This window comes from Caulobacter sp. GW821-FHT11A05 (assembly GCF_058809015.1).
This window is the reverse complement of the sequence record NZ_JBXASF010000001.1, coordinates 420967-435492: the sequence shown is the minus strand read 5'-3', so window position 1 is coordinate 435492 and position 14526 is coordinate 420967. Positions and strand designations below refer to the sequence as shown.

General features: G+C 70.2%; 12 protein-coding genes. 9 read left to right on the top strand and 3 right to left on the bottom strand.

The window, feature by feature from the left end:
- Positions 1 to 13 precede the first annotated feature (13 nt).
- On the top strand, positions 14 to 3457 hold the full coding sequence (gene smc / locus AC1RSK_RS01960) for a chromosome segregation protein SMC (RefSeq protein ID WP_492905035.1): 3444 nt from the start codon (positions 14 to 16) through the stop codon (positions 3455 to 3457).
- A gap of 152 nt (positions 3458 to 3609) precedes the next feature.
- On the opposite strand, the gene AC1RSK_RS01955 is transcribed toward smc, so the two are convergent.
- Positions 3610 to 4599, bottom strand: a complete 990-nt coding sequence (locus AC1RSK_RS01955; protein WP_492905033.1) for a MerR family transcriptional regulator — start codon at positions 4597 to 4599, stop codon at positions 3610 to 3612.
- Between the two features lie 138 nt (positions 4600 to 4737).
- Here AC1RSK_RS01955 and AC1RSK_RS01950 point away from each other — a divergent pair, with 138 nt between their 5' ends.
- The 4 genes from AC1RSK_RS01950 (at position 4738) to AC1RSK_RS01935 (ending at position 8541) form a co-directional block, all read left to right on the top strand.
- Positions 4738 to 5181, top strand: a complete 444-nt coding sequence (locus AC1RSK_RS01950; RefSeq protein WP_492905031.1) for a c-type cytochrome — start codon at positions 4738 to 4740, stop codon at positions 5179 to 5181.
- Between the two features lie 161 nt (positions 5182 to 5342).
- Entirely contained in the window at positions 5343 to 5990 is a 648-nt protein-coding gene (locus AC1RSK_RS01945) for a cytochrome b/b6 domain-containing protein (RefSeq protein WP_492905029.1), read from the top strand.
- A gap of 35 nt (positions 5991 to 6025) precedes the next feature.
- On the top strand, positions 6026 to 7189 hold the full coding sequence (locus AC1RSK_RS01940; RefSeq protein WP_492905028.1) for a DUF3089 domain-containing protein: 1164 nt from the start codon (positions 6026 to 6028) through the stop codon (positions 7187 to 7189).
- 200 nt (positions 7190 to 7389) lie between these two features.
- Entirely contained in the window at positions 7390 to 8541 is a 1152-nt protein-coding gene (locus AC1RSK_RS01935; RefSeq protein WP_492905026.1) for a DUF3089 domain-containing protein, read from the top strand.
- A gap of 354 nt (positions 8542 to 8895) precedes the next feature.
- Here AC1RSK_RS01935 and AC1RSK_RS01930 read toward each other — a convergent pair whose 3' ends face one another.
- Positions 8896 to 9114, bottom strand: a complete 219-nt coding sequence (locus AC1RSK_RS01930) for a flagellar basal body rod C-terminal domain-containing protein (protein ID WP_492905025.1) — start codon at positions 9112 to 9114, stop codon at positions 8896 to 8898.
- Between the two features lie 102 nt (positions 9115 to 9216).
- On the opposite strand from AC1RSK_RS01930, the gene cobT reads away from it, so the two are divergent.
- The 3 genes from cobT to AC1RSK_RS01915 are packed head-to-tail and all read left to right on the top strand — an operon-like array spanning position 9217 to position 13270.
- Complete coding sequence (gene cobT / locus AC1RSK_RS01925) at positions 9217 to 11148, top strand: cobaltochelatase subunit CobT (protein ID WP_492905023.1); 1932 nt, start codon at positions 9217 to 9219, stop codon at positions 11146 to 11148.
- On the top strand, positions 11145 to 12131 hold the full coding sequence (locus tag AC1RSK_RS01920) for an esterase-like activity of phytase family protein (RefSeq protein WP_492905022.1): 987 nt from the start codon (positions 11145 to 11147) through the stop codon (positions 12129 to 12131). Before cobT ends, AC1RSK_RS01920 begins: the two co-directional genes overlap by 4 nt.
- Positions 12128 to 13270: an L-lactate dehydrogenase gene (locus AC1RSK_RS01915; protein ID WP_492905020.1), complete on the top strand. Its 1143-nt coding sequence runs from the start codon at positions 12128 to 12130 to the stop codon at positions 13268 to 13270. The genes AC1RSK_RS01920 and AC1RSK_RS01915 overlap by 4 nt, the downstream gene beginning before the upstream one ends.
- Before the next feature lie 59 nt (positions 13271 to 13329).
- Here AC1RSK_RS01915 and rpmB read toward each other — a convergent pair whose 3' ends face one another.
- The gene (gene rpmB, locus AC1RSK_RS01910) at positions 13330 to 13629 is read right to left on the bottom strand and encodes a 50S ribosomal protein L28 (protein ID WP_492905019.1); all 300 of its coding nucleotides are present in this window, start codon (positions 13627 to 13629) and stop codon (positions 13330 to 13332) included.
- A gap of 207 nt (positions 13630 to 13836) precedes the next feature.
- Between rpmB and AC1RSK_RS01905 the strand changes: the two genes are divergently transcribed.
- Complete coding sequence (locus AC1RSK_RS01905) at positions 13837 to 14298, top strand: DUF3617 domain-containing protein (protein WP_492905017.1); 462 nt, start codon at positions 13837 to 13839, stop codon at positions 14296 to 14298.
- Positions 14299 to 14526 lie beyond the last annotated feature (228 nt).

The window sequence follows — 14526 nt, the reverse complement described above, 5'->3', positions numbered from 1 at the left end:
GTAGGGTCCGACCGTGCAGTTCCAGAAGCTCCGCCTTACGGGCTTCAAGTCCTTCGTCGAGCCGACAGAGTTTCGGATCGAGCCTGGACTCACGGGCGTGGTCGGGCCCAACGGCTGCGGCAAGTCCAACCTGCTGGAAGCCCTGCGCTGGGTGATGGGGGCCAATTCCGCCAAGGCCATGCGGGCCGGCGGCATGGACGATGTCATCTTCAACGGGGCCGGGGCGCGGCCCCAGCGCAGCCATGCCGAAGTCGCCCTGACCATCGACAACAGCGACCTGACCGCGCCCGCCCAGTTCAACCAGCACCCGGTCATCGAGGTGGTTCGCCGCATCGACCGGGGCGAGGGCTCGACCTATCGCATCAATGGCCGCGAGGTGCGGGCCCGCGATGTGCAGCTGCTGTTCGCCGACGCCTCGACCGGGGCCAACAGCCCGGCCCTGGTGCGCCAGGGTCAGATCAGCGAGCTGATCGCCGCCAAGCCGCAGAACCGCCGCCGCATCCTGGAAGAGGCCGGCGGGGTGTCGGGGCTGCACACCCGTCGCCATGAGGCGGAACTGCGCCTGAAGGCGGCGGAGGCCAACCTCAACCGCCTCGACGACATCATCCGCGAGCTGGACAGCAACCTTGGCCGGCTGAAACGCGAGGCGCGGGCGGCGGAGAAGTACAGGCGGCTGTCGGCCGAGATCCGCGCCCTGCAGTCGGCGGTGCTCTACAGCCGCTGGAGTGAGGCGCGCGACACCCTGCAGCGGGTCGAGGGCGAGACCCAGACGGCCGGGGCCCTGGTCGAAAACACCGCCCGCGAGGCCGCCGCCGCCAACACCGCCGCCGTCGCCGCCGACGAGGCCATCAAGCCGTTGCGCGAGGAGGCGACGGTCGCCGCCGCCATCCTCGGCCGCCTCGCCATCGAGCGCGACCGGGTCGAACGCGAGGCCGAGGGGGCGCAGGCCGAGGTCGCCCGCCTGACCGCCGAGATCGCCCGCATCGACGCCGACAGCGCCCGCGAGGCCCACATCGTCGAGGACGCCGCCAGCGCCCTGGAACGGCTGGCCGCCGACATCGCCGCCGTCGAGGCCGAGATCGCCGCCGCCCCGTCGCGGATGCCGGAACTGGAAGCCGAGGCGAAAGCCGCCGAGGAGGCCCGCGCCAAGGCCGACGGCGAGGTCGAGCGGCTGGCCGCCAGCGTCGCCGCCGACGAGGCCCGCCGCCGCGCCGCCGAGGCCCGGCTGGACGACGCCCGCTCGCGGCTGAACCGCACGGTGCGGGCGCTGGAGCAGGCCAAGACCGAACGGGCCGCCATCGGCCCGGCCAACGACCCGGAAGCCGCCGCCGCCAAGGCCAAACTGGCGGAGGCCGAGGCGGAGTTGGCGAAGGCCCGCGCCGCCGTCGAGGCCGCCGAAAACGCCCGCGGCGACGCCGCCCGCGCCGAACAGGCGGCCCGCGACGAGATGCGCAAGCTGGAGGACCAGCTGGGCCGGCTGAAGACCGAGGCCCGGGGCCTGGCCCAGCTGTCGGCCCGGCCGGCCAAGAGCTCCTACGCCCCGGCCCTGGATTCGGTGAAGCCGGGCAAGGGCTATGAAGCCGCCCTGGCCGCCGCCCTGGGCGAGGACCTGGACGCGGCGCTCGACGCCCGCGCCGCCGCCTACTGGGGCGAGCGCGACATGGCGGCGCCGACCTGGCCGGCGGGGGCCGAACCGCTGGCGCCGCTGGTCGACGCGCCGAAGGAACTGGCGACGCGCCTGGCCTTCACGGCCCTGGTCACCCGCGCCGATGGGCCCAAGCTGCAGGGCGCGCTGGAGCCGGGCTGCCGGCTGGTCAGCAAGGAAGGCGACCTGTGGCGCTGGGACGGCTTCGTCTCCAAGGCCGACGCCCCCAAGCCGGCCGCCATCCGCCTGGAACAGCGCAACCGCCTGGCCGAGGCCGAGGCCGAGATCGAGCGGCTGACCCCGCTGCACGAGGCGGCGCTGACCACCGCCAAGGACACCCAGGCCGCCTTCAAGGCCGCCGAGGCCCACCTCGGGACCGTCCGCGCTGCGCCGCGCGAGATCGAGCGCACGCTTGCGGCCGCCCGCGACACCGTCGAACGGCTCGACCGCGAAGCCACCCGCCGCGACGCCCGCGCCCAGTCGCTGGACGAGACCATCGCCCGCTTCGAAGCCGAACGGGTCGAGGCCCAGGCCGGCTTCGAGACCGCCGAGGCCGGCATCGACGGCGACGGCGGCGACAGCCTGTCGCCGATGCTGGAGGCCGCCCGCCAGGGCGCGAGCGCCGCCCGCGAGGCCGCTGCGCTGGCCCGCTCGGCGCTGGACGCCGAACGCCGCGAACGCGACGGCCGGGCTCGCCGGCTGGAAGGCCTGACCCGCGACCTGGAGGACTGGACCCGCCGCTCAGCCGCCGCCGCCAAACGCATCGAGGCGCTGGACCAGGACCGCCTCAAGGCCCAGGCCGCCATGGCCCAGGCCAAGGACGCCCCCAGCCTGATCGAGGAACGCCGCGCCAGGCTGATGGACGAGTTCGGCGTCGCCGAGGCCCGCCGCGACAAGGCCAGCGACGCCCTCGACCAGGCCGAGACCAACCGCGCCGCCGCCGAACGGGCCCTGCGCGCCGCCGAGGCCGCCGCCAGCGAGGCCCGCGAGGCCCGCGCCACCCTGACCGCCCGGCTGGACGCCGCCCGCGACCGCTTCGGCGAGATCGCCGGCAACATCCGCGAAGCCGCCAAGATGGAGCCCGAGGAACTGGGCCGCCGCATCGCCGAGGAGGCCGTCGCCGTCCCCAAGGACGCCGAGGGCATCGAGGCCCACCTGTTCTCCCTGGAGCGCGAGCGCGAGGCCATCGGCGCCGTCAACCTGCGGGCCGAGGAAGAGGCCGGCGAACAGTCCGGCCGGCTGCAGACCATGAAGACCGAGCGGGCCGACCTGACCGGCGCGATCGCCAAGCTGCGGGCCGGCATTGAGGAGCTGAACGCCGAGGGCCGCACCCGCCTGCTGGCCGCCTTCGAGGTCATCAACGGCCACTTCAAGACCCTCTTCCAGGCCCTGTTCGGCGGCGGCGAGGCCGAGCTGCGGCTGATCGAGAGCGACGATCCGCTCGAAGCCGGCCTGGAGATCTACGCCTGCCCGCCCGGCAAGCGGCTGTCGACCATGAGCCTGATGAGCGGCGGCGAGCAGGCCCTGACGGCCTCGGCCCTGATCTTCGGCGTCTTCCTGGCCAACCCGGCCCCGATCTGCGTGCTCGACGAGGTCGACGCGCCGCTCGATGACGCCAACGTCGACCGCTACTGCAACATGCTCAACGAGATGCGCCAGCGGACCCAGACCCGCTTCATCGCCATCACCCACAACGCCGTGACCATGAGCCGGATGGACCGCCTGTTCGGGGTGACCATGCCCGAGCGTGGGATTTCGCAGCTGGTCAGCGTCGACCTGCACCAAGCCGAGGCGCTGGTCGCGGCGGAGTAATGGCGCACCCCTCCCCCTTCCGATCACCCCGACGAAAGTCGGGGCCCAGTGTCCACCTGCGTTACAGGGCTGGCGCTAGTCAGAGCCGAACCTTCAACAGCTTGTCAGCTGGGCCCCGACTTGCGTCGGGGTGATCGGACTTTGGGGTGGGCTCAGGCGGCGTCGGGACGGAAGGCGATCACCCCCTCCGTCCGAGCGCGAACCTCCGGCGAGGCGAGGCAGCTGGCCAGGGCCTCGTAACCGGGGGCGCCAGGGTGCGGCGCGACCAGTATCGGGGGCGCGTGGTTGGCGGGGCAGAGGATGAGGGCTTCATCCGGTCCGACGGCGGCGAGGTCGAGCATGGCGCTGGAGCGGGTCATCGCCAGAACCGCGCAGGCCGGCGCGCGGTGGCGCAGCCAGGCGGCGAGCGCCTCCTGGGTGGCGTGGTCGAGGCCCTGTTCGATGAGGTCGATGACCAGGGCGCCCGGGTCGTCGGCGGTCAGGAAGGCCAACAGGGCGACGAGAGCATCCGAGGGGGCGGCGCCTTCCTCGACCAGCCAGGCCAGGGCCTCGTCGGTGCGAGGGGTCGGAGCGGCCGTGCGGTCGAGGCCAAGGAAGACAGCGCCCGGCAGTTCCTCGGCCAGGCGCATGGCCAGGCGCGTCTTGCCGCTGCCGAGCGGGCCGATGATCCAGGTCAGGGGTTTCAGGCCCCGCAGTTCGAAGCGCTCGCCGCCCCAGGGCCAGGGCAGGTCGAAGGCGGCGGCGATCTCGCCGGCCGGCCGGGCCAGGCGGGTCAGGTCGGCGAGGCTGGGGGTGTGGCCCTGGGCCAGTTCGGCGCGGAGGTCGCGGACCTGCTCGACCATGCCGGCGACATCGCGCAGGCGGCTCTCCAAGGCCGCCTGATGCGTCGCCAGCGCCGGCTCCAGGCCGTCTGCCTGGCCGCTCAGCACCCGGGCCACCTGGGCCAGGCTGAAGCCGAGGGCGCGCAAGGAGGCGATCTCGCCGGCCCGGACCATCTGCTCGGGGCCATAGGCGCGCCAGCCGGCTTCGGTGCGGCCCGGGACGACCAGGCCGCGCTGCTCATAGAGGCGCAGGGCCTTGGCGGAGACGCCGAGCCGCAGCGCGGCCTCGGCGGGGCTGAAGTATCGGTTTGGAGCGCTCACGACTCACCTCGCGGGTTGGAAGACCGCCGCAACAGTCGGGGCGGACCCTGGGGCCGGGTCAAGGGCCGATCAGAAGCGGCCTTCCCAGCGCCGCAAAATCGCGGCTAGTCTTCGTCCAACGCCAGTCGGAGCTCCCCTATGAAACGCGCCCTTATCGCCGGTCTCGCCATCGCCCTGACGGCGGGGGCGGCCTTCGCCTACGACGCCGCCTCGCAGATCAAGGAGCGGCAGGCGAACATGAAGCAGATCGGCGGCAGTATGAAAGGCCTGTACGACACCCTCAGCGGCGACAAGGACCCGGCCAAGCTCAAGCAATACGCCGCCGCCATCAACGGCCTGGCCCCCAAGGTTCCGACCTGGTTCCCGGCCGGCAGCGGCCCCTCCAGCGGCGAGAAGACCAAGGCCAAGGCGGAGGTCTGGACCGACCAGGCCGGCTTCAAGGCGGCGGCCGGCGCCTTCGCCGCCCAGGCCGCCAAGCTGAACGCCGCCGCCCAGACCGGCGACGCCGACAAGGTGCAGGCCGAATTCATGGCCATCCGCGGGACCTGCAAGGGCTGTCACGACAAGTTCCAATCGAAGTAGGCAGACTTACATCCTCCCCCGTTTACGGGGGAGGGGGCGAGGGACGGAGTGCGGGTGTTGGCAGGGCTTTCGCGGACCGGACGGCAAGGGCGGCGCACGGCCCTCGCCCCCTCCACCGCTTCGCGGTCCCCCTCCCCCGCTACGCGTGGGAGGATGAGCCGATGCCGACCCTGATCTGGGACCTGCCCACCCGCCTGTTCCACTGGCTGCTGGCGGCCCTGGTCGCCTTCTCCTGGTGGACCCACTACGACCACCTCGACTGGCACAAACTCAGCGGCTTCGCCATCGCCGGCCTGCTGGTGTTCCGGCTGTGGTGGGGGATCGCCGGCAGTTCGACGGCCAGGTTCGCCGGGTTCCTGAAAGGGCCGGCCGGCATCGCCGCCTACCTGAAAGGCGGCGCGGCCGGGGCGCCGGGGCACAATCCGCTCGGCGGCTGGAGCGTGGCGGCCATGCTGCTGGTGCTGATTGGCCAGGTGACCCTCGGCCTGTTCGCCATCAACGAGGACTTCGAGGGCGGCCCCCTGACCAAGTACGTCGACTACGACACCGGCCTGGCCATCGCCGGCTGGCATGAGATTCTGTTCAACGTCCTGCTCGGCCTGATCGTGCTGCACCTGGTCGCCATCGGCTTCTACGCGGCACGGCGGAAGAACCTGATCGGCCCGATGATCACCGGCAAGGGCGTGGTGGCCGAGGGCGTGGAAGCGCCGGTCATGGCGCCGCTGTGGCGGCTGCTGGCCGGGCTGGCGCTCGGCGGGGCGACGTTCGGGATTCTCTATTGGCTCAACCAGCAGGCCTCGGCATTCTAGCGCCAACAGAAAAACCGGTACGGCGGGAGGCGCTCATGAAGTTCCAGATCACAGCCCTGGCGATGTTCGCCAGCCTTGGGCTTTCCGGCCTCGCCGCCGCCCAGACCCCGCCCGCCGCCAACGACTATTCGAAACCCGAGACCTGGCTGTGCCTGCCCGGCCGGGCCAGCGACGCCTGCACGGTCGACCAGGCGACGACCTCGGTGGCGACCGACGGCAAGACGACGGCCGTGCCCTTCACAGCCGCCAAGGACCCTGGGATCGACTGCTTCTACGTCTATCCGACCGTCTCCACCGACCCGGCGCCCAACAGCGACATGGTCATCGACGAGGCGGAGCGGCGGGTGGTGGCCGTGCAGTTCGCCCGCTTCACCTCCGTCTGCCGCCCGTTCGCGCCGATGTACCGGCAGGTGACCTTGACCGCCCTGCGCCAGGTCATGCTGGGCCAGAACCCCGGCGCCGACTGGCCCCTGGCCTACAACGACGTCAAGGCGGCCTGGGACTGGTACCTGGCCCATGAGAACAAGGGCCGCGGCGTCGTCCTGATCGGCCACAGCCAGGGGTCGGGCATGATCACCGCACTGGTCAAGCAGGAGATCGACGGCAAGCCGGTGCAGAAACTGATCGTCGGGGTCATGCCGATCGGGACCAATGTGCCGGTCGACGACAGGGGCATGTTCGGCTCCATCCCCAGCTGTTCGGCCAAGGGCCAGACCGGCTGCCTGGTCTCCTACGTCAGCTTCCGCGACACCGTCCCGCCGCCGGCCACCAGCCGCTTCGGCAAGGTGACGGAGGCGGACGCCGGCAAGCACGCGGCCTGCGTCAACCCGGCGGCCCTCCTTGCGGGAAATGGGGGCGGCGGCAAGGGTCAGCCGGTGTCCTACTTCTGGAACCGGCCGCTGACGGCGAGCGCCGCGCCGCCGGCCTGGGCCAAGGATGTGAAGGTGGATACGCCCTACGTCACCACGCCCGGCCTCCTGACCACCGAATGCGTCCGCAGCGGCGAGTACAGCTATCTGAAGGTGACGACTAACGCCGACCCGGCCGACGCCCGCACCGACGCCATCCCCGGCGACGTGGTCATCCTGGGCAAGGCCGATCCCAACTGGGGCCTGCATCTGATCGACATGAATGTGGCGATGGGCGACCTGGTCGGTATCGTCGGCGAACAGGCCAAGGCCTGGAAGAAGAGCCACTAGCCCTTTTTCTCTACCGCTCATCCCGGCGAACGCCGGGACCCATCCGCGTGATCTCGATGTCGTGGGATTGGCCTGAATGCGGGATTCAGGGTTAGCCTTGAAGCGCTGGCGCCCTACGAAATGGGTCCCGGCATTCGCCGGGATGAGCGGGAGTGGGTAGCGCGAATCCCGATCAAATCAGGTTCCCGGAGGCCCCAACCGTGAAAGCCCACCTCATCGCACTCGGCGCGGCCCTCCTGCTGGCCGGCGGCGCCGGCTGCGCGGCGGCGCAGAACCCGCCGAGCTTCGCGCCCAACGACTACGGCGACGCCAAGGCCTGGCTGTGCCTGCCCGGCCGCGCCGATCCCTGCTCGACTCAGGACCTGACCACCACGGTGATCGCCGCCGATGGCTCCACGACCCTGGAGCCCTTCACGCCGGCGGCCGATCCGGCCATCGACTGCTTCTACGTCTATCCGACCATCTCGACGGACAAGACCCCCAACAGCGACATGACGCCGGACGACGAGCCGCGGGTGGCGGCCGTGCATTTCGCCCGCTTCAGCGGGGTCTGCCGCACCTTCTCGCCCCTCTACCGGCAGATCACCCTGGCGGCGCTGGCCAGGACCATGAGCGGTCAGGACGCCGGCGCCGACCGCGAGCAACCCTACCGGGACGTGAAGGCGGCCTTCGACTGGTACCTGGCCCATGAGAACAAGGGCCGGGGCATCGTGCTGATCGGCCACAGCCAGGGGGCCGGCATCGTCCAGCGGCTGACGCGCGACTACTTCGATGGCAAGCCGCTGGGCAAGCAGCTGGTCGGGACCATGCCGATCGGCTGGAGCGTGCCGGTCGACGACAAGGGCAGGTTCGGGACCATCCCCAGCTGTTCGAAGCTCGGCCAGACCGGCTGCCTGGTCTCCTACGTCAGCTTCCGCGACACGCTCGGGCCCGTGCCGGCGACCATCTTCGGACGGGCGCCGGCCGCGGGCCTGCACGCGGCCTGCGTGAACCCGGCGGCGCTCCTTGCGGGAAATGGCGGCGGCGGCAAGGCCCAGGCCCACAGCTACCTGCGGACCAAGAGCGGCGTCGGCAAACAGCCCTGGGTGCAGGGCAAGACCATCGAGACGGGCTACGTCTCGGTTCCCGGCCTCTTGACCACCGAATGCGTGAGCGAGGGGGCGCATCGCTATCTGAAGGTGACCACCAACGCCGACCCGGCCGACCCGCGCACCGACAGCATCGGCGGCGACCAGAACAACAACGACCCCCTGTGGGGCCTGCACACCCTGGACATGAACATCGGCATGGGCGACCTGATCGCCGTGGTCGAGGCGCAGGCCGAAAGCTGGAAGGAAACGGGGACACATTGAATTGCCGAACACGGCGGCGCCAAGCTCGCCCCGGCGGTGGGCGGCAATTCAATGTGTCCCCTCTGCATCCAAATACCGGCACAGATTCAATCGCTTGCGGAATATGTCTAGACATATTCATCTTTGAAAACTGGTAGAACCACGCGTTTTCGCGGACACTGCGGAGCGCGTTGACCTGGCCGTGTCACAACAGGCCAACATTTCCCGCGCCGGCGCCTACGCCCTGTCAACGCCGGCGCCAACCTTCACAGCCTTCGCATCAACCAAATTGTCACGCCGGATCAAGGGCTTGCCGGACCTGTCACCCCTTCCATCGCGGGAACGGGGTATAATGGTTGACCGCTTCGATAGCCTCTAGACCAGCATATCCAGCAGCTCGCCCATCATCTCGTTGGCCGAGCGGATCACCGCCACGTTGGCCTTGAAGGCGACCTCGGCGCTGACCTGCTCGACGGCTTCCTTGGCCAGGTCGACGTTGGAGTTCAGGCCCCAGGACGCGGTGCGTTCGGCGCTCGCCTGGAGACGCTGGGAGGCGGCCGCGAGGCCGGCGGTGGCTGAGGTGATCGCCTGCATGACCCGGAGATTATCCAGGCGCGGTTAAGTCCTCGCTCGCAAACAAGGTAAATCGCCGCCTTGGCCTTTCCCCCGCCCCAGGCGGGTGTTTAAAACGGACGCATGAGCGGCAAGACCGAAAGCCCGACCGAACCCTTCAAGCGCGCCCTGGCCCATGCCGCGCGGTCGCTGGCCGAGATGCCGGACCTGGAGGTGGTGTTCTCGGGCGACGGGCCGCAGCTGTCGGGCAACCGGGCGGTGCTGCCGCACCCGCCGCGCGACCTGACCATGGCCGAGGCCTCGCGCATCCGCGGCCTGGCCGACCAGATGGCCCTGCGCCTGGCCCACCACGACGCCGTCGCCCATGCGCGAGGCCGGCCGGCCTCGCCTCAGGGCCAGGCGGTGTTCGAGGCCGTCGAGCAGGCGCGGATCGAGGCGATCGGCTCCAACAACCTGGGCGGGGTGCGCAAGAACCTGACGACGGTTCTGGAGCTGGCCGTCGAACGCAAGGGCCTGGCCCGCATCCAGGACCGGGCCAACGCGCCGCTGGCCGACATCGTCAGCCTGATGGTCCGCGAGCGGCTGACCGGGCAGCGGCCGCCGGAGCCAGTCCGGCCGCTGGTCGACATGTTCCGGGCCGAGATCGAGGCCAAGGCCGGCGCTGATCTCGACCGGCTGGCCGGCAGCATCGACAACCAGGCCGCATTTGCGAAAGTCACGCGGGCGATCCTGCGCGACCTGGACATGGGCGACGAGGGCGCCGACCCGACCGAGGGCGAGGAGGACGAGCAGGGCGAGGAGCAGCAGGAGCAGTCGGACGACAGCGAAGGCGATGGCGAGGGCCAGTCGCCCGAAGGCAGCTCCATGCAGGAGACCGAGACCACCGACAGCGACCAGGACGACGGCGAGGAACAGGCGGTCGAGACCGAGGACGACCAGGACGCCGAGATGAGCGACGAGGCCCCGGAGATGGGCGACGGCGCCAAACCGGCCCGGCCGGACCCCAAGGACTCGGGCAGGCCCGAGCCGGCCTACAAGATCTTCACCACCGCCCATGACGAGATCGAGCCGGCCGAGGACCTCTGCGATCCGGAGGAGCTGACGCGGCTGCGCGCCTATCTCGACCAGCAGCTGGCCAGCCTGTCGAGCGTCGTCTCGCGCCTGGCCAACAAGCTGCAGCGGCGGCTGCTGGCGCAACAGAACCGGTCCTGGCAGTTCGACCTCGAGGAGGGGATGCTGGACGTCGCCCGCCTGCCGCGGATCATCATCGACCCGACCGCGCCCCTGAGCTTCAAGCAGGAAAGCGACACCGACTTCCGCGACACGGTCGTCACCCTGCTGATCGACAATTCCGGCTCGATGCGGGGGCGGCCGATCATGGTGGCGGCGGTCTGCGCCGACATTCTGGCCCGGACGCTGGAGCGTTGCGCGGTCAAGGTCGAGATCCTCGGCTTCACGACGCGGGCCTGGAAGGGCGGCATCAGCCGCGACGACTGGATCAAGGCCGGCAAGCCGCCCTCCCCCGGCCGCCTGAACGACCTGCGCCACATCATCTACAAGGCGGCCGACAGCCCCTGGCGGCGGGCCCGCAAGAACCTCGGGCTGATGATGCGCGAGGGGCTCCTCAAGGAGAATATCGACGGCGAGGCGCTGATGTGGGCCCACCAGCGGATGATGGCGCGGCCCGAGCAGCGGCGCATCATGATGGTGATCAGCGACGGGGCGCCGGTCGACGATTCGACCCTGTCGGTGAACAGCGGCCACTATCTGGAACGCCACCTGCGGCAGGTGATCGGCGAGATCGAGAACCGCAGCCCGGTCGAACTCCTGGCCATCGGCATCGGCCATGACGTCACCCGCTACTACCGGCGGGCGGTGACCATCGTCGATGTCGAGCAGCTGGGCGGGGTGCTGGTCGAACAGCTGGCGTCGCTGTTCGAGGAGGAGCCCAAGCGGGTGGCCAAGGCGCGCGGCCTGCTCGGCGCCCTGCCGACCGTGGTCCCGACCCCGATGAAGGCGACGACCTTCGCGGCGGTGAAGGAAGCGCTGTCGTGAGGCGACTGGCGGGCTTTGCGGCGCTGGCTGCATTGCTGGCCTCCTGCGCCACGCCGGCCCCGCCCCTGCCGCCCGCGCCGCAGCCAGCCGGGCCGGACATCCAGATCGTCGCCACGCCCGTGCCGCTCGACGCATTGAATCCAGCGCGGACCAATGTCGGCGGGTTCACCTACATGGGCGGGCTGTCGATCACCGATCCGGTGACTAATCGGGTGCATGGCCTGTCGGACCTCAGGGTGACGCCGGACGGCCGCATGGTCGCCGTCAGCGACTTTGGCGACCTGTTCGAGGCCCGGCTGCAGTTCGGGGCCGACACCCGGCTTTCCGGCCTGACCGAGGCCAAGCTGTGGACGCTCAAGCGGCCCGACGGCCAGCCCGTGCAGGGCAAGGCCGAAGGCGACGCCGAGGGCCTGGCCATCCTGCCGAACGGCGACCGGCTGGTCAGCTTCGAGGGCGACCACCGCATCTGGCGCTATCCGGCCGCCGGCGGGCCGCCCGCTCCCGCGCCCAAGCCCGGCAACCTGTTCTCCGAGAACGAGGGCATGGAGGGGCTGACCGGATACCCCTTCGCCGGGCCAGACGCCTATCTGGTCGGCTCCGAGGAGGGCGAGGTCTGGCTGTGCCGGCTGTCGGCGCCCTGCCAGACGTTCAGCGTGCTGGGTGGCCCTGACCTGGAGTTCGGCCTCACCGCCCTGGCGCCGTTCCAGGACGGCAGCATCGTCGCCGTCCATCGCGCCTTTGACCCGGTGCGGGGGGCCCGGATCACCGTCTCGGTCTATGCCGCCGCCGCCCTCAAGGGCCGTCAGCCGCAGCCGATGGCGCGGCTGACCCTGCAGGCCCCGCTGACCCGCGACAACATCGAGGGCGTCGCCCTGGTCACCTCGCCGACCGGCGCGACCCGCATCCTCCTGCTCAGCGACGACAACGCCAGCGCCTCGCAGAAAACCCTGCTGCTGGTCTTTGACTGGACCGGCCGAAAATGACCCCAGCCTGCGTCACCGACTACCGGGAACTGGCCAAACGCCGCATCCCGGGCGTGCTGTTCGACTACATCGACGGCGGCTCCTACGCCGAGGAGACCCTGCGGCGGAACACCGCCGACTTCCAGGACCTGGCCCTGCGCCAGCGGGTGCTGAAGGACGTCTCGTCGATCTCGCTGTCGACGCAGCTGTTCGGCCAGGACCTGTCGATGCCGGTGGTGCTGTCGCCGATCGGCATGGCCGGCATGTACGCCCGCCGCGGCGAGGTGCAGGCCATGAAGGCGGCCCGGGCGGCGGGGGTGCCGATGTGCCTGTCGTCGCTGTCGATCTGCGACGTCGCCGAGGTGGCCCGCGATGCCGGGGCGCCGCCCTGGTACCAGCTCTACATGATCAAGGACCGGGGCTACATGCAGGCCCTGCTGGAGCGGGTGACCGAACTGGGCAGTCCGGTCGTCGCCTTCACTGTCGACCTGCCGGTGCCGGGGGCCCGGTACCGCGACGTTCGTTCCGGCCTGTTCGGGGCGCAGTCGCCGTTCGTCGGGCTGCAGCGGGCCTGGGACGGGATCACCCATCCCGACTGGCTGTTCGATGTGATGCTGAACGGCGGTCCCCACACCTTCGGCAACATTGCGCCGGCGATTCCCGAGGCCAAGGGGGTGATGGAGTTCTGGCCCTGGGTGACCCGGAACTTCGACGCGACCCTGACCTGGAAGGACCTCGACTGGATCCGCCAGCACTGGAAGGGGCCGCTGGTCATCAAGGGCGTGCTCGATCCGGAGGACGCCAAGGAGGCCGCCCGCTGCGGGGCCGACGGCATCGTCGTCTCCAACCATGGCGGCCGGCAGCTTGACGGGGTGCTGAGCGGCATCCGCGCCCTGCCGCCGGTCGCCGAGGCGGTGGGCGACCAGCTGACCGTGCTGATGGACGGCGGCGTGCGCTCGGGCCTGGACGTGGTCAAGGCGCTGGCCAGCGGGGCCAAGGGCTGTTTCCTCGGCCGCGCCTGGGCCTATGCCCTGGCGGCGCGCGGCGAAGCCGGCGTCGCCCATGTGCTGTCGATTCTCCGCCAGGAGATGCTGATGGCCATGGCCCTGACCGGCTGCACCGATGTGCGGGACGCGGACAGGAGCCTGCTGGCGCAATAGAAAACGGCCCGCGAGTCGCCTCGCGGGCCGTCTCAGAACTTTCGGCGAATGCCGGGCGCTTAGGCGGCCGCGGCGGTCTCGGCCAGCTTGGCCTTCACCTGGCGCTTGATCTTCAGGGCGCGGGGCGAGAGGTTCTCGTCCTTCAGCTTGACGATCACGGCGTCGAGGCCGCCCTTGAAGTCCAGGGTGCGCAGCGCGGCGTTGGTGATCCGCAGCTTGAACGACTGACCCAGCACGTCGGAGACCAGGGTGGCGGGAGCCAGGGCCGGCAGGAAGCGGCGCTTGGTCTTGATGTTCGAGTGGCTCACATTGTGGCCGACCATGGGGCCGACACCGGTGAGTTCGCAGCGACGCGACATGTTAGGAACCTTCGCAATAGAATTTCGGGCGCGCGAGGGATGGCCCGCGCACGAGAGGTGGGGTCTATAGGGGAAGCGGCGGGGAAACGTCAACCCTTTGACGGACTCTTGGGCAGACTCGCTACGCGTGCGGCGAGAGACCGCTTCAGCCGCCATTCATGCGCCGCCATTATGGAACAAGACCGCAAGACCGACGCTCTGGAGCCCATGCCTAAGATGATCCGCCCGGCCGCCACCATCGTCGCCATCGCCCTGCTGGCCATCCCGGCCGTCGCCTCCAGCCAGGCGACGGACACCATCCTGCCAGGCTACTGGGAATACCGCAGCAAGGTCTCTTACGGCGTCTCGTCCAAGAGCGTTGAAAAGAAGTGCGTCCAGCCCAAGGACATCGACAAGTTCTTCAGTGGCCCCAGCAACCGCCACTACAAATGCACCTACCCGACCCGCAACGTCGCGAACGGCCGGGCCGAGTTCCAGGGCACGTGCGTCGACAAGCGCGGCCGGACCGCGCAGGTCACCGCTTCGGGAACCTACAGCCCCAAACACTTCACGCTGAACGCCAAGATCCGGACCAGCATCATCGGCCTGCCGATCACCCCGACCGGCTCGATCGACGCCACCTGGATCGGCCCCACCTGCCCGCCCAAGCCGCCAAAGAAGGCCAGGTAGGAGTCTGTGGGTTGTGGTTAATCCGCTTTAAGATACAATAGCTTGTAGGGAACAAATGCCGAATCGGACGAGGTCGCTGATTCGGTCCTGATTCGTTTCGCGCCTGTTCGCGTGGACCTCCTCCCCGCGTTAACCCTCTCGTCCGATCACCCCGACGAAAGTCGGGGCCCAGCTGGCAAGCCGCGTATGGGCTCAGCGCTGAAGAGCGCCAGAGTTTGTTCCGCCGGT

Coding starts and splice junctions, on each gene's coding strand:
- cobT (WP_492905023.1), top strand. CDS start 9,217: ATGAGCGGCAAGACCGAAAGCCCGACCGAACCCTTCAAGCGCGCCCTG.
- AC1RSK_RS01940 (WP_492905028.1), top strand. CDS start 6,026: ATGAAGTTCCAGATCACAGCCCTGGCGATGTTCGCCAGCCTTGGGCTT.
- AC1RSK_RS01945 (WP_492905029.1), top strand. CDS start 5,343: ATGCCGACCCTGATCTGGGACCTGCCCACCCGCCTGTTCCACTGGCTG.
- AC1RSK_RS01950 (WP_492905031.1), top strand. CDS start 4,738: ATGAAACGCGCCCTTATCGCCGGTCTCGCCATCGCCCTGACGGCGGGG.
- AC1RSK_RS01930 (WP_492905025.1), bottom strand. CDS start 9,114: ATGCAGGCGATCACCTCAGCCACCGCCGGCCTCGCGGCCGCCTCCCAG.
- AC1RSK_RS01905 (WP_492905017.1), top strand. CDS start 13,837: ATGCCTAAGATGATCCGCCCGGCCGCCACCATCGTCGCCATCGCCCTG.
- AC1RSK_RS01915 (WP_492905020.1), top strand. CDS start 12,128: ATGACCCCAGCCTGCGTCACCGACTACCGGGAACTGGCCAAACGCCGC.
- rpmB (WP_492905019.1), bottom strand. CDS start 13,629: ATGTCGCGTCGCTGCGAACTCACCGGTGTCGGCCCCATGGTCGGCCAC.